At 72.0% G+C, this 14,545-nt stretch carries 12 protein-coding genes; 9 read left to right on the top strand and 3 right to left on the bottom strand.

All coding sequences use genetic code 11. The features are described from left to right. Positions 1–112: 112 nt before the first annotated feature. The gene (locus KME77_RS02585; protein WP_219461388.1) at positions 113–2,251 is read right to left on the bottom strand and encodes an anthranilate synthase component I; all 2,139 of its coding nucleotides are present in this window, start codon (positions 2,249–2,251) and stop codon (positions 113–115) included. A 319-nt stretch (positions 2,252–2,570) separates the two neighbouring features. Between KME77_RS02585 and KME77_RS02590 the strand changes: the two genes are divergently transcribed. The 3 genes from KME77_RS02590 to KME77_RS02600 are packed head-to-tail and all read left to right on the top strand — an operon-like array spanning position 2,571 to position 6,055. Further along, positions 2,571–3,446, top strand: coding sequence for a DUF4394 domain-containing protein (locus tag KME77_RS02590; RefSeq protein ID WP_219461392.1), 876 nt, complete (start codon positions 2,571–2,573; stop codon positions 3,444–3,446). Positions 3,447–3,501: 55 nt separating this feature from the next. Continuing rightward, on the top strand, positions 3,502–5,085 hold the full coding sequence (locus tag KME77_RS02595; RefSeq protein ID WP_219461396.1) for a CocE/NonD family hydrolase: 1,584 nt from the start codon (positions 3,502–3,504) through the stop codon (positions 5,083–5,085). 7 nt (positions 5,086–5,092) lie between these two features. Then, the gene (locus KME77_RS02600; RefSeq protein WP_219461399.1) at positions 5,093–6,055 is read left to right on the top strand and encodes a helix-turn-helix transcriptional regulator; all 963 of its coding nucleotides are present in this window, start codon (positions 5,093–5,095) and stop codon (positions 6,053–6,055) included. Position 6,056: 1 nt separating this feature from the next. Here the strand turns inward: KME77_RS02600 and KME77_RS02605 are convergent, their stop codons facing one another. Then, complete coding sequence (locus tag KME77_RS02605; RefSeq protein WP_219461402.1) at positions 6,057–6,947, bottom strand: SDR family oxidoreductase; 891 nt, start codon at positions 6,945–6,947, stop codon at positions 6,057–6,059. Between the two features lie 78 nt (positions 6,948–7,025). On the opposite strand from KME77_RS02605, the gene KME77_RS02610 reads away from it, so the two are divergent. The 6 genes from KME77_RS02610 (at position 7,026) to mctP (KME77_RS02635) (ending at position 12,073) form a co-directional block, all read left to right on the top strand. Further along, positions 7,026–7,574: a VOC family protein gene (locus tag KME77_RS02610; protein WP_219461406.1), complete on the top strand. Its 549-nt coding sequence runs from the start codon at positions 7,026–7,028 to the stop codon at positions 7,572–7,574. After that, positions 7,574–8,185, top strand: a complete 612-nt coding sequence (locus KME77_RS02615; RefSeq protein WP_219461409.1) for a carboxymuconolactone decarboxylase family protein — start codon at positions 7,574–7,576, stop codon at positions 8,183–8,185. The genes KME77_RS02610 and KME77_RS02615 overlap by 1 nt, the downstream gene beginning before the upstream one ends. Before the next feature lie 130 nt (positions 8,186–8,315). Continuing rightward, on the top strand, positions 8,316–8,525 hold the full coding sequence (locus KME77_RS02620) for a DUF3311 domain-containing protein (RefSeq protein ID WP_219461411.1): 210 nt from the start codon (positions 8,316–8,318) through the stop codon (positions 8,523–8,525). Next, entirely contained in the window at positions 8,522–10,132 is a 1,611-nt protein-coding gene (gene mctP, locus KME77_RS02625; protein WP_308250512.1) for a monocarboxylate uptake permease MctP, read from the top strand. The genes KME77_RS02620 and mctP (KME77_RS02625) overlap by 4 nt, the downstream gene beginning before the upstream one ends. A gap of 136 nt (positions 10,133–10,268) precedes the next feature. Then, complete coding sequence (locus KME77_RS02630) at positions 10,269–10,466, top strand: DUF3311 domain-containing protein (RefSeq protein ID WP_219461414.1); 198 nt, start codon at positions 10,269–10,271, stop codon at positions 10,464–10,466. Beyond that, complete coding sequence (gene mctP, locus KME77_RS02635) at positions 10,463–12,073, top strand: monocarboxylate uptake permease MctP (protein ID WP_219461418.1); 1,611 nt, start codon at positions 10,463–10,465, stop codon at positions 12,071–12,073. Before KME77_RS02630 ends, mctP (KME77_RS02635) begins: the two co-directional genes overlap by 4 nt. 116 nt (positions 12,074–12,189) lie before the next feature. Here the strand turns inward: mctP (KME77_RS02635) and KME77_RS29720 are convergent. After that, positions 12,190–14,545, bottom strand: a 2,356-nt coding sequence (locus tag KME77_RS29720) for a CHAT domain-containing protein (RefSeq protein ID WP_219461420.1), incomplete at its 5' end; no start/stop codon positions are given.

A 14,545-nucleotide genomic window follows, 5' to 3' on the forward strand; every position in this document is an offset into this window, starting at 1 on the left:
GGGCCGCGGGAGAGGAGGGGGGCGCGTGGCCGCCGCCGGTGGGGCGCGCCGACCCGGCCGCCGGGCCTCCCCGGCCGGGCGGTGCCGAAGCGCCCGGCCCGGGGACGGCGGGTCAGGGGTGGGTGAGGCGCAGGACGTTGGCGATGATCGTGGCGCCCGCGCCGCCCTCGGCCGTCAGGATCGACTCGGGGTGGAACTGCACCGCGAACCGGCGCCGCGCCGCGTCCTCGATCGCCATCACGTTGCCGTCCGGTGTCACGGCGGTGGCGGTGAAGCCGACCACGCCGGGCCGCTTGGCGTGCAGGGAGTGGTAGCGGGCGGCGGTGAACCGGTCGGGCAGCCCCTCCAGCAGCGCGCCGGACCCGAGCCGGGTCACCTGCCCGCGCTTGCCGTGCTCGGGGTAGTCGAGCAGTTCCAGGGAGCCGCCCGCGTGCTCGACCATGGCCTGCAGGCCGAGGCAGACGCCGAAGACGGGCAGGTCGCGGGCGTACACCTCGTCGATGAGGGCGGACATGCCGAAGTCGGAGGGCCAGCCGGGGCCGGGCGACAGGACGACGAGGTCGGGGGCGATGGAGTCGATCATGGCGGGCGGGAAGCCGTGGCGCAGGGTGACGACGTCGGCGCCCTGCTGGCGGAAGTAGTCGGCCAGGGTGTTGACGAAGGAGTCCTCGTGGTCGACGAGCAGCACCTTCATGCCGAGGCCCGGCTGCTCGCGCACCGGGGCGGCGGGCCGCTCGTGCGGGGCGTTGACGGCGGCCAGGGCGCCGAGCAGGGCGCTGGCCTTCAGCTCGGTCTCGCGCTCCTCCGACTCGGGGTCGGAGTCGAACAGCAGGGTGGCGCCGGCCCGTACGGTGGCCACGCCGTGCTTGATCTGGGCGGTGCGCAGGGTGAGGCCGGTGTTCATGGAGCCGTCGAAGCCGATGAAGCCGATGGCCCCGCCGTACCAGCGGCGGGTGGTGGCCTCGTGGTCCTCGATGAACTGCATGGCCCACGTCTTGGGCGCGCCGGTGACGGTGACGGCCCACATGTGGGTGAGGAAAGCGTCCAGGGCGTCGAACTCGGGCCGCAGCCGCCCCTCGATGTGGTCGACGGTGTGGATGAGCCGGGAGTACAGCTCGATCTGGCGACGGCCGATGACCTGGACGGAGCCGGGGACGCAGATGCGCGACTTGTCGTTGCGGTCGACGTCGGTGCACATGGTCAGCTCCGACTCCTCCTTGACGCTGGACAGGAGCGTGCGGATGGCCTCGGCGTCCTCGACCGGGTTGCTGCCGCGGGCGATGGTGCCGGAGATGGGGCAGGTCTCGACGCGGTCGCCGGTGACGCGCACGTACATCTCGGGTGAGGCGCCGACGAGGTGCTCGCCCTCGCCGAGGCTGATGATGAACTCGTACGGGGCGGGGTTGCTGGTGCGCAGCCCGCGGTAGAAGGCGGCCGGGTCGGTGCAGACGGCGTGGAAGACCTGGCCGGGCACGACCTCGAACAGGTCGCCGCGCTTGAACTTCTCCTTGGCGGCGGCCACGACCTTGGAGTATTCGCCTCTGACCGGGTCGGCGGGCACGGATTCGGGCCGCACGATGGGCACCGAGTCGCCGGAGCGCTCCAGGCCGCGGGTGGTGGCGCCGTCGACGGTGAACTCGTAGCGGTACTCGACGCTGGTCTCGCGCTGCCGGTCGATCACGACGAGCCGGTCGGGCAGGTGCAGCACCAGGTCGCGCTGGTCGGCGGGGCGGACGAGCTCCTGCCTGATCGGCTCGAACTGGAAGGCCAGGTCGTAGCCGAAGGAGCCGTACAGGCCCAGGTGCGGGTCGTCGCCGCGGAAGGCGGCGATGACCTCGCGGATCGCGGTGAAGACGGTCGGCCGGCGCGAGCGCATCTCCTCGGGCAGCATCTCCCCCGGGTCGCTGCCGGGCTCGGCGACGAAGACCTCGATGTGGTCGGCGGTGGGCTCCTCGACGGGCTTGCCGGCGGCCAGCAGGCAGGAGGCGACGGCGGGCAGCACGACCTTGCCGCGCTCGTTGAGCGCGCGGGCGGAGATGCGGCGGCCGCGCGCGACGAGCTCCAGGCAGGGATCGACGTAGCCGAAGGCCCATCGGCTGTAGCGGCCGGGGTAGTCCATCCCGGAGGAGAACGCGCCGCCGCGGCGCTCGCCGAGTGACGTCACGATCTCTTCGAGCATCTCCTCGGGCACGTCGCGTGCCTCACGCTCGACGCCGATGCCCCCGGCGGTGGTATATCCGCTTGTCTCCACCTGTGCTGCCCCTTTGCCGTAAACACGTTGCCCCGGGGGCGGACACGAGAAAGGCCGCCTTCCGGGGCGGCCATCCGTTCGAGGAATGCGAATCATGCGCCGCCTAGGAGCGGCGCCACCACTGAAGCTGCAACGAGATTCGCATGCGGCAAGGGTATCCGGCGGGTGAAGATCACGCAACGCGGCCACGCCGGGCGCCGCTCACCCGCCACGGCGCTGATCCTGGCCGCGTTGCCGGCATTTCGGCCGAGGCTCCATCCGTGAGTGAGTGCCGCGCGAAGAAAGGGACACAGCAGCACACAACCTCATGGAGATCTCGATGCGTAAGAAATTAGCCCTCTGCGTCCTGGTGCTCGGGGCGGGCGCGGCGATGGCCGTGCCCGCCCAGGCCCAGACAGATCAGGCTCAGACCCGTCACGCGGGCCCTGTCGTGACCGGTCTGACGACGGCCGGGGACCTGGTCGCCTTCCGCGCGGACGACCCGCGCGACGTCGTCAGGATCGGCAAGGTCAGCGGCCTGAGGGGCGACATGAAGGTGGCCGGCATCGACTACCGCGTCCAGGACGGCAACCTGTACGCCGTCGGCGACAAGGGCGGCGTCTACATCCTGGACGGTAAGGCCAGGGCCACCAAGGTCTCGCAGCTCACCGTCGCCCTGAACGGCACGAGCTTCGGCGTCGACTTCAACCCCGCCGCCAACCGGCTGCGTGTCGTCAGCGACACCGGCCAGAACCTGCGGCACAACATCGACGACCCGATGGGCGCCCCCGCCCAGGGCATGACCGCCACCGACGGCACGCTCACCAACCCGCCCGTGCCGCCGGCCACGACCGGCGCCACCGCCACCGGCGTGACCGGCGCGGCCTACACCAACAACGACCTCGACCCGGCCACCGCGACGACCCTGTTCGACCTCGACACCACCGCCGACCAGGTCTCGCTCCAGTCGCCCGCCAACGCGGGCAGCCTGGCCCCGGCCGGCAAGCTGGGCGTGGACGCCGGCCCGGTGAGCGGCTTCGACATCCACAGCACGCTGCGCAAGGGCGTGACGGTGTCGAACACCGCGTACGCGACACTGAGGACCGGCGGCGCCTTCCACTTCTTCACGGTGAACGCGTTGACCGGCGACGCCGTGCGCATCGGTTCGTTCCCCGCGAACCGCCAGGTCAGCGACATCGCCGTCCGGCTGGGCTGACGCTGGGGTGCCCCCGGGCTACCGCACCCCGGGCGGCATCTGTTACTGGTAGGTAATGCGACGAGTGCGCGTCCACCGTGACCTTCCCGTCCCGATGCCCGACGGCGTCACCCTGCTGGCCGACCACTACGAGCCGGTCGGGGCCGAACGGGCGCCGGTGATCCTGATGCGCTCCCCGTACGGCAGGCGTGGCCTGTTCGGCCTGCTGTACTGCCGGGGTTTCGCCCGGCGCGGCTTCCAGGTGCTGATGCAGAGCTGCCGGGGCGGCTTCGGCTCCGGCGGGACCATGGACCCCCTGGGCGACGAGCACGACGACGGCCTGGCCACCGTGGCGTGGATGCGCGAGCAGCCCTGGTACGGCGGGTCGTTCGCGATGTTCGGCCCCTCCTATCTCGGCTACGCCCAGTGGGCGGTCGCGGCCGACGCGGGCCCGGAGCTGAAGGCGATGGCCACGCAGATCACGGCCTCGCAGTTCCGGGACGCCGCCTACGTCGGCGGGGCGTTCGCGCTGGAGTCGGCGCTGAGCTGGACGACGCTGACCGACGCCATGTCGCGCCCGTTCGGCGGCACCGCGATGCTGACCGCGCCCCGGCTGACCCGCAGGGCGGTGCTGTCGCGGCGGCCGGTGGCCGAGCTGGACCTGGTGTCGGCGGGGCGGCCGCTGCCGTTCTTCCAGGACCTGCTGGCGCACCACGCGGACCCGGCCGTGCCGTACTGGGACAAACGCGACTTCTCCCCGAAGGTGGGCGAGGTGGAGGCGGCCGTCACCATGCTGGGCGGCTGGTACGACGTGTTCCTGCCGTGGCAGCTCAAGGACTACGCGGCGATGCGGGCGGCGGGGCGGCGGCCGTACCTGACGATCGGCCCCTGGTACCACGTGGACAGCCGGCACGGGCGGCCGTCGATGGCCGACGCGCTGGCGTGGTTCCGCGCGCACCTGCTGGGCGACTCGTCCGGGCTGCGCCCCGACCCGGTGCGGCTGTACGTGACCGGGGCCGGCGAGTGGCGCGACTATCCCGACTGGCCGGTGCCGGGCATGACGCCGCGCCGCTGGCACCTGCGCCCCGGCTTCGGGCTCGGGCCCGAGCCGCCCGCGGAGGCAGAGCCGGACCGGTTCCGCTACCACCCGGACCATCCGACGCCGGTGATCGGCGGCCCTGTGCTGCTGGCCGACTCCCGGCCGCGCGACCAGCGGCGGCTGGAGGCCCGCCGTGACGTGCTGGTCTACAGCTCGCCCGCGCTGGAGTCGGACATGGACCTGATCGGGCCGGTGAGCGCCGAGCTGTTCGTCCGGTCGAGCACGCCGTACGTGGACGTGGTGGTGCGGGTCTGCGACGTGCACCCGGACGGGCGCTCGTACAACCTGTGCGAGGGCGTACGACGGCTCGGCCCGTACCCGAACGAGGAAGGCGACGTGCGGCGGGTCCTGGTGGACCTGTGGCCGATCGGGCACCGGGTCAAGCGCGACCACCGGATCCGGGTGCACGTGGCGGCGGGGGCCTACCCGACGATCGCCCGCAACCCGGGCACGGGCCGGCCGCTGGGGCCGGACGGGCCGATGGTGCCCGCCGACGTCGAGGTGTTCCACTCCCCCGACCGGCCCTCCGCCGTGATCCTGCCGCTGTGCGCGGGCGGATGATGGTGTCGTGCGTGCCGCGCGGTTGATGTCGCTGCTCCTGCTGTTGCAGGGGCGGGGCGGGATGACGGCCGCCGAGCTGGCCAAGGAGCTGGAGGTGTCGGAGCGCACCATCCACCGCGACGTCCTGGCGCTGTCGGAGTCGGGGGTGCCGGTGTACGCCGACCGGGGGCGGGGCGGCGGCTACCGGCTGCTGGACGGCTACCGGACCCGGCTGACGGGGCTGGACCGGGCCGAGGCGGAGGCGCTGTTCCTGTCGGGCGTGCCCGCGGCGCTGCGTGAGATGGGGCTGGAGGAGGTGGCGGCGACGGCCCGGCTGAAGGCCGCCGCCGCGCTGTCGCCCGGCCTGCGCGACGCCCCGGTGACGGCCGCGCAGCGTTTCCACTTGGACGCGCCGGGCTGGTTCGCGGCGGACTCGCCGCCGCCGGCCGCGCTCGCGCCGCTGGCCAGGGCCGTGTGGCGGGACCTGCTGGTGACGGCCGTGTACAAGGGCGCGGAGCGGGCGCTGGAGCCGTACGGGCTGGTGCTGAAGGCGGGCGCCTGGTACCTGGCGGCCCGGGTGGACGACACGCGCGGGGAGCGGTTCCTGATCTTCCGGGTGGACCGGTTCGGCGAGATCGTGGTGCAGGGGCGGGTCTTCGAACGCGACGCGGGCTTCGACCTGGCGGCGTTCTGGGCGGAGCGGGCGCGCTCGTTCAGCCGGTCGCTGCTGCGCGAGACGATCACGCTGCGGCTGAGCGAGGCGGGGGTGCGGATGCTGCGCCACATCGCCGACCCGGCCGCGCTGCCCGACGCGATGGCGTCCCTGCGGCCCGACGGCACGGTCCGGCTGGGGGTGGAGTCGGTGCGCGTCGCGTACGGGCAGGTGCTGCGGTTCGGGCCGGAGGCGGAGGTGCTCGGCCCGCCAGAGCTGCGCGCTCTGATGGCCCGGGCGGCCGCCCGCCTCGCGGCCCTGTACGAGGGTGAGGACTAGGTCAGCGGTACTCGGACGGGTCGGCCTGCTTGCCGCCCTCCAGGACCTCGGCCATGTAGCGCCACACGTCGGGCCGGGTGCCGTCCACGTCGGTGAAGCCGTACACCTGGGCCAGTTCGCCGCTGGAGACCGACTTGCCGGACCAGCGCTTCCGGTCCGGGTCGGCGGCCAGGGCGGCGACCGCGCGGCCGGCGTAGGCGGGGGTCTCCGACACCGCCCACGACGGGTCGGGCTTGGCGTCGCGCCAGTTGTCCTCGGTGACGCCGAACAGCTCCAGCATGGCCTCCGAGCGCAGGAACCCGGGCGTGAGGGCGACGGCGGTCCCGTCGTAGGGCTCCAGGTCGTGGGACTGGCCGTAGGCCAGCCGGTTCACCGACACCTTGGCCAGGTCGTAGAACGGCGAGACCCGGTAGTGGGCGTCGTTGTAGGCGGTGGTGCCGTCGGTCACCTCGACGACCAGGCCGCCGGGGTTGCGGATGAGCAGCGGCAGCGCGTGGTGGCTGGTGATCAGGTGGGTGTCGATCGCCAGTCGCAGCAGCCGCAGCCCCTTGTCCAGGTCGTGCTTCCAGATCGGCGAGTCCCACTCGAACAGCGCGTCGCCGCCCCACACGTCGTTGACCAGCACGTCGAGCCGTCCCTGCTCGGCCTCGATCCGATCCACCAGCGCCTTCACCTGCGCAGGGTCGAGGTGGTCGACCCGGACGGGGATGCCCGTGCCGCCCGCCTCCGTGACCAGCTCGGCCGTCTCCTCGATGGTCTCGGGCCGGTCCATCTCCGAGCGCTCGCCCCGGACCGACCTTCCCGTGCAGTAGACCGTCGCGCCGGCCGCGCCGAGCTGGACCGCTATTCCTCGTCCCGTTCCGCGGGTCGAACCCGCCACCAGAGCAATCATGCGTGTCATGCTGGCGGCTAAAGAGGACATCTCATGTCATGTTTTAGGTCAGAGGTCTGTGATAAGTAGGTAATTACTATGAACGATGAATTCGAGCTGCGTGGGGTCAACCACATCGCGCTGGTCTGCTCGGACATGAAGCAGACCGTCGACTTCTACTCCGGCGTGCTCGGCATGCCGCTGATCAAGACGATCGAGCTGCCCCTCGGCTGGGGGCAGCACTTCTTCTTCGACTGCGGCGGCGGCAACGCGCTGGCGTTCTTCTGGTTCCCCGACGCGCCCGACGGCGTGCCCGGCGTGTCGGCGCCGAAGAACCTGCCCGACCGCGGCGAGCTGCTGTCGGCCGTCGGCTCCATGAACCACATCGCCTTCGACGTGCCGCCGGAGAAGATCGAGGAGTACCGCGACAAGCTGATCGCCAAGGGCATCGACGTGGGCGTGCTGCTCAACCACGACGACAGCGAGTTCGGCGTGGCGCCCGAGATGCACGACGGCGTGTTCGTCCGGTCCATCTACTTCAAGGACCCCGACGGGGTGCTGGTGGAGTTCGCCGCCTGGACGCGTGCCGTCGGGCAGCCGGGGGACGTGCGGCACGAGCCGAAGACGGCCGCCGAGCGGACCGTCTGATGCCGCGCCTGCGGCAGGTGCCGCGCGAGGAGATGACCGATCCGCTCGTCCAGTTCTTCCACGACAAGCTCCTGACCGGGCAGGGCACCGCCACCGGGTCGCCCGGCGACTGGTGGACGGTCTTCGCGCTCGACCCGAAGATCTTCCGCCACTGCGTCAAGGGGTTCCAGCTCTACCGGGAGTCCTCGATCGACCCCGTGCTGCGCGAGCTGGGCCAGACCAGGGCGGGGTGGGCGCGGCAGAGCCAGTTCGTCTTCTCCCAGCACTGCAAGCAGCTGCGGGCGCTCGGCGTGGCCGAGGAGAAGGTCCAGGCGGTCGCGCACTGGCAGGTCAGCGACCTGTTCGGGGAGCTGGAGCGGGCCGTGCTCGCCTACACCGACGGGCTGGTGCTGGACGGCGGGCGGGTGCACGACGAGGTGTTCGCGGTCCTGCGCCGCCACCTGTCCGACGAGGAGATCCTGGAGCTGACGTACGTGACCTGCCTGTACGAGATGCACGCCACGATGGCCAGGGCGCTGCGGCTGGAGTTCGACGACCGGCCGGACCCGATCGTGGAGGTGCCGGCGCCCGAGGGGTACGGCACCCGCGACATAGCCGACGAGCTTGCCTGACGGGCTTGGCTGACCGTCAGAGCGACCGTTCGTCGCGGGGAGCAGACCATTCGCCGATCGGTTGCCTGACCGAAATATTGGCCTAACTAAATTCCAGGGTAAGAGCTGCCTCTCCCCTTAGGAGAACGCCTTGCCCGATGACAAGAGAGACCGCAGTCCTTGGTACTGGCTGCTCCTCGTGCCCATCGCCATCCCCCTGATGCCCTTCCTGTTCAACGCCGACGAGCCCCGGCTGTTCGGCTTCCCGCTGTTCTACTGGCTGCAGATCGCCTTCATCGCCCTGGGCGTGGGGACGACCACGCTGGTCTACCAGATGACCAAGCGAAGGAGGCGGCCGTGAGCGAGCACATCACCGAGATCGTCATCTTCACGCTGCTGTTCCTCGTGGTCAGCGGCATGGGGTTCGTGGCCGCCCGGTGGCGGCGGCCCACTGACCTGGCCAGCCTGAACGAGTGGGGCCTGGGCGGGCGCAACTTCGGCTCGTGGATCACCTGGTTCCTCATCGGCGGCGACCTGTACACGGCCTACACGTTCGTGGCCGTGCCCGCGCTGCTGTTCGGCGCGGGCGCCGCCGGGTTCTTCGCCGTCCCGTACACGGTGATCACCTACCCGATCGTGTTCCTCATCATGATCAGGCTGTGGTCGGTGTCGCACGTGCACAGCCTGGTGACCCCGGCCGACTTCGTCCGGCTGCGGTTCGGGTCGCCGACGCTGGCGCTGCTGGTGGCCATCACCGGCATCGTGGCGACGATGCCGTACATCGCGCTGCAACTGGTCGGCATCGAGGCGGTGCTGCAGACGATGGGGGTGGCCGGCAGCGGGTTCCTCAGCGACCTGCCGCTGATCATCGCGTTCGTCATCCTGGCCGCCTACACCTACCAGTCGGGGCTGCGCGCGCCCGCGCTGATCGCCTTCGTCAAGGACATCCTCATCTACCTGGTCATCCTCGTCGCGATCATCTACATCCCGGCGCGGCTGGGCGGCTGGAGCGCGATCTTCGGCGACGCGGCGGCCAAGTTCCAGGCCACCCCGGCGCCCGGCGACGGCGTGCTGCTCAACCAGAACAACCAGCTCCAGTACGTGACGCTGGCGCTGGGCTCGGCGCTGGCGCTGTTCCTGTACCCGCACAGCGTCACCGGCGTGCTGGCCTCGCGCAACCGGGACGTGATCAAGCGGAACATGTCGGCGCTGCCCGCCTACAGCCTGCTGCTGGCGCTCATCGCGCTGCTCGGCTTCATGGCCATCTCGGCGGGCATCAAGCCGATCGGCACCAACGTCAACACGGTGGTGCCGCAGCTGTTCGACCAGATGTTCCCGGACTGGTTCGCGGGCGTCGCGTTCGCGGCCGTCGGCATCGGCGCGCTGGTCCCGGCCGCCATCATGTCGATCGCGGCGGCCAACCTGTTCACCCGCAACATCTACCGCGAGTACATCAACAAGAACGCGACCGACGCCCAGGAGGCCGGGGTCAGCAAGGTGACCTCGCTGGTGGTGAAGGTCGGCGCGGTGCTGTTCATCCTGCTCATCGACCCGCAGTTCTCCATCGACCTGCAGCTCATCGGCGGCGTCATCATCCTGCAGACGCTGCCGTCGGTGGCCATCGGCCTGTTCACCCGCTGGTTCCACCGCGGCGGCCTCATCGCCGGCTGGATCGCCGGGATGGGCTCGGGCATGCTCATGCTCTACAACATCGCCAACCCGGCGATCAACCACGCCCACTTCGGCGGGTCGGCGTTCGCGCTGGAGAAGCTGGGCCTGGACACCAAGATGACGATCTACGCCGGGTTCCTGGCGCTGATCGTGAACCTGGTGGTCGCGGTGCTCGGCACGGTCGTCGCGCGCGCGATGAAGGCGCCGGACGGGCCCGACGGCACCCAGCCGGACCAGTACTCGGCCGACGAGGGCGACCCTCGGATCAAGGACCTCGACCTGTCCGGCTCGACCTGACCCTATTTAGGCCAAACCGTAATCCGTTCGGCATTGGGATTAATGTCGCCGGAAAGCTAATCTCCTTCCATTGACACATGTCAGGGGCCGGTGCAAGAAAGACGCACCGGCTCCTGATCCGTTCTTGGAGGGGTCGATGTCAACCCGGTCGCGATCCGATCGCAGTCCCTGGAACTGGCTGCTGGTGCTGCCCATCGCGCTGCCGCTGATGACGTTCCTGTTCAACGCCGACGAGCCCCGGCTGTTCGGCTTCCCGCTGTTCTACTGGCTGCAGCTGGCCTTCATCGTCGTCGGCGTCGGCTGCACGGCGCTCGTCTACCGGATGACGAAGTGAACGCCAACGTGACCGAGCTGGTCGTCTTCGCCGCCTTGTTCCTCGCGGTGAGCGTCATGGGCTTCGTCGCCGCCCGCTGGCGCCGGCCGGAGAACATCGAGAGCCTGCACGAATGGGGCCTGGGCGGGCGCAACTTCGGCTCCTGGATCACCTGGTTCCTGGTCGGCGGCGACCTGTACACGGCGTACACGTTCGTGGCCGTGCCCGCGCTGGTGTTCGGGGCCGGGGCGCTGGGTTTCTACGCGCTGCCGTACACGGTCGTCGTCTACCCGCTGGTGTTCCTGGTGCTGGCCCGGATGTGGTCGGTGTCGCACGTGCACGGGTTCGTCACCCCGGCCGACTTCGTCCGGGCCCGGTTCGGGTCGCCGACGCTGGCGCTGATCATCGCGATCACCGGGCTGGTGGCGACGATGCCGTACATCGCGCTGCAGCTCGTCGGCATCGAGGCGGTGCTGAAGACGATGGGCATCACCGGGCACCTGCCGATCATCATCGCGTTCGCGATCCTGGCCGCCTACACCTACCAGTCGGGGCTGCGCGCGCCCGCGCTGATCGCCTTCGTCAAGGACACGCTGATCTACATCGTGATCCTCGTGGCGGTCATCTACATCCCGGCCAAGCTGGGCGGGTGGGGGTCGGTGTTCGACGCGGCCAAGGCCAAGTTCGACGCCACGCCCGCGCCCGGCGACGGGATCACGCTCAACGCGGGCAACCAGCTCCAGTACGTGACGCTGGCGTTCGGATCGGCGCTGGCGCTGTTCCTGTACCCGCACAGCCTCACCGGCGTGCTGGCCTCCAAGAACCGCGGCGTCATCAAGCGGAACATGGCGGCGCTGCCCGCCTACAGCTTCCTGCTCGGCCTGATCGCGCTGCTCGGCTTCATGGCGATCGCCGCCGGCACCAAGCCGGTCGTCGGCGCCAACGGCAAGCCGGACACCAACACGATCATCCCGGCGCTGTTCGACCAGATGTTCCCCGACTGGTTCGCCGGCGTCGCGTACGCGGCCGTCGGCATCGGCGCGCTGGTGCCCGCGGCCATCATGTCGATCGCGGCGGCCAACCTGTTCACCCGCAACATCTACCGCGAGTACCTCAACAGGGACGCCACGGACGCGCAGGAGGCCAAGGTCTCCAAGATCGTCTCGCTGGTGGTCAAGGTGGGCGCGGTGCTGTGCATCCTGCTGCTCGACCCGCAGTTCTCCATCGACCTGCAGCTCATCGGCGGCGTCATCATCCTGCAGACGCTGCCGTCGGTGGCGCTGGGCCTGTACACGCGCTGGTTCCACCGCGGCGGGCTCATCGCCGGCTGGGTCGCCGGGATGGGCGCGGGCATGTGGATGCTGTACCTGATCCCGAACCCGGCCAACGGCAAGCAGCACTTCGGCGGGTCGGCGTTCGGGCTGTCGAACCTCGGGCTGGACACCAAGATGACGATCTACGCCGGGTTCCTGGCGCTGGCGGTGAACCTGGTGGTGGCGGTGCTCGGCACGCTGGCGTTCCGGGCGTTCAAGGTGGCCGACGGGGAGGACGCCACGGCGCGGGAGGACTACTTCGCCGACGAGGGCGACCCCGGGGTCAAGGACCTGGACCTGGCCTCCTCCTCCTGACGGCCTGCCTCCTGTCCGGGCCGGGCCCGCCTTCGCCGCACGCGAGGGCGGGCCTCGCCTTGTTGGCAGGGGTCGGTGTTCGGCGGGGCCTGTGCGTGTGTACGGACTCAGGGGCCTCAGGGGCCGATGTGCGCGTACGGGGCCCACAGCAGGGGGTCGTCGGGGCGCTTCGCGCGCAGGGCGCGGACGGCCAGGTGCAGGGCCACGGCCGCGCACGACGGGTCGGGGGCGCGGGTGCCGCCCGCCGTCATCATCGCGTACACGTCGGCTGTCATGTCGGCCGCCTCCGGGGCGGCGCCGGGCGGCCACAGGGTGCCGATGACGGACGGGAAGCCCGCCAGATGGACGGTGGCGGGCAGGCTCACGCACTCGTCGGGCAGCAGCCCGCCGCCGCCCAGCGTCTCGCAGCCGCTCAGGAACGCGAACTCCGCCCGGCCGAGTCCGGCCCCGGCCAGGTCCCGGACGGTGAGCGGCCCGTCGTGCAGCCGGATCGCGCCCTGGGCGGGCCTGGCCGGGTCCTGGCCGGCGTGGCAGGCGAAGTGCGCCCACGGGCTGGCGGCCAGCGCCTCCAGCACGGCCGCGACGGTGGCCTGCTCGCCCGTCAGCGTCGCGGCGCCGGGCATGAGCGCCGTCACCGCCCGTACCTCCGCCTCGGCGCCCGGCCCTGCGTCCGCCCCTGCCTCCGCCTCGGTGTCCGCCTCGGTGTCCGCCTCGGTGTCCGCCTCGGCGTCCGGCGGGGTGTCGTGGGCGGCGGCGACGACCAGCGGGGCGCCGCCCGCCGTCGGGGCCGCCTCCTGGCGGGCGCGCAGGAGGGCGCGCAGGGTCGGCGTGTACGAGGAGGCCGCCACGTCCAGGGCGACCGCGTGCAGCGGCAGCAGCGGCAGCGCGCCCGTCGGGCACCACCACAGGCGCGGCCACGGCTGCCCGGCCGGGGGCGGGGCGTCGAGGCCGAGGGCGGTCAGCGCCGGGACGCCGATCCGCTCGCCCAGCCAGCCGAGCGTGAGCGTCACCCGCCGGGCGTCACGCGGCGACGCGGCGAACTCGGCCGCCGTCCTGGTGACCTCCTGCGCGGTCAGGCCGGGCAGCGGGATCGGGTGCACCCCGGCGGCGGTGACGGCCAGGACGTCGCAGCGGTAGGCGCTGACGTTCACCACGAGGACGGGGCCGTCGGCGGCGACGGCGCGCAGGCCGGCGAACGGCGGCGCGAGCAGGAAGTCGCCCAGCCCCGGCAGCCTCCTGATCTCGGCCAGCGTCTCGGCCCTGCGGCGGGCCAGCGCGTGCCTGCGGTCCAGGAGCTCCACGCCCGTCGTGGTGTCGGCGGGGTCGAAGGCGGCGCGGTCGAGCTGGTCGAGCTCGTCGTGGACGGCGGCGAGCCGGGCGGCCTGCTCGGGGGCGGCGCGCTCCAGCAGCACCTGGCCCGGGGCGGTGTCCATCAGCTGGGCCAGGAACACCGCCCTGCCCTGCTCCAGCAGCTCCAGCGCGCGTTCGGGCGCGCCGGAGGCTACGGCGCAGGCGGCGGCGTCGCTGGCCAGGCCCTGGAAGGCGGTCAGCACCCGTTCGCGGTCGTCGTGGCCGAGTCCGCGCCAGGCGGCGGCGTCGAGCAGGCCGACGGCCGTGGCGAACGCCTCCGCCGCCGCGGCCGGGCCGTACTCCTGGGCCATGAACGCGCCCCACCGCCTCGCCAGGCGGGCCCGCCACAGCGGCGCGGCCGAGCCGGCCGACACCGCGCCGCGGAACGCCTCCGCCGCCGCGTCCCGGTCGCGGACGTGGCCCGAGCGCTCCCAGCGGTCGGCCAGCGACTCGGCCAGGTAGCTGCGGGCCACCGCGAGAGCGGGGTCGCCGTCCGCCGTGGCCGAGGCGACGGCGCGCAGCACCTCGATGTCGTGGTCGAGGGTCAGGCCCCGGCCGGTCATCGTGGAGCGCACCCGGAGCGTGGCGCCCAGCATGGACACCGTCGCGCAGTGCGCCGCGTCGCCGGGCGGGGCCTGGTCGGCGGCCCGTTCCAGGAGGGCGATGGCCTCGTCCAGCTCGCCCGCCTGGTTGGCCATGCGGGTGGGCAGCGGGCGGCCGACGCTCTGCCAGAACGGCTCGCCGACGCCCAGCGGCTCCCAGTCGTGCAGGGCCTGGCGTTTCGCCCACCGGTTCACCAGGGCGGCGGCCAGGTCGGTGGCGGCGCGGCGGTGCACGGGGCCGCCGGTGGGGGTGATCGCCATGACCTCGCACAGGCGGTCGGCCGCCTCGGACAGCGACTCCTCGTACCCCTCCCTGAGCAGGGCCCTGGAGAGGCTGAGCAGGACGAGCGGGCGGCGCAGGTGGCCGGGGGGCGTCATGCGCAGGTCCTCGCGCAACGCCTCGATGACGTCCTCGACGGTGTCCTCGCTGGTCTCGGCGGCCTGCGCCACCGGCTCATCGCCCGGCCTGGCGTCCGGCCGGCCGGTGGCCCGCGCGGCCGGGCCGGGGTCGGGGGCGCCG

Origin of the sequence: Nonomuraea rhizosphaerae (assembly GCF_019396405.1) — a bacterium.
GTDB lineage: Bacteria > Actinomycetota > Actinomycetes > Streptosporangiales > Streptosporangiaceae > Nonomuraea > Nonomuraea rhizosphaerae.

Bases quoted from the DNA above. Each gene is read 5' to 3' on its own strand.
- KME77_RS02590 (WP_219461392.1), top strand. From the start codon at position 2,571: ATGCGTAAGAAATTAGCCCTCTGCGTCCTGGTGCTCGGGGCGGGCGCG.
- KME77_RS02595 (WP_219461396.1), top strand. From the start codon at position 3,502: ATGCGACGAGTGCGCGTCCACCGTGACCTTCCCGTCCCGATGCCCGAC.
- KME77_RS02605 (WP_219461402.1), bottom strand. From the start codon at position 6,947: ATGATTGCTCTGGTGGCGGGTTCGACCCGCGGAACGGGACGAGGAATA.
- KME77_RS02610 (WP_219461406.1), top strand. From the start codon at position 7,026: ATGAACGATGAATTCGAGCTGCGTGGGGTCAACCACATCGCGCTGGTC.
- KME77_RS02615 (WP_219461409.1), top strand. From the start codon at position 7,574: ATGCCGCGCCTGCGGCAGGTGCCGCGCGAGGAGATGACCGATCCGCTC.
- KME77_RS02630 (WP_219461414.1), top strand. From the start codon at position 10,269: ATGTCAACCCGGTCGCGATCCGATCGCAGTCCCTGGAACTGGCTGCTG.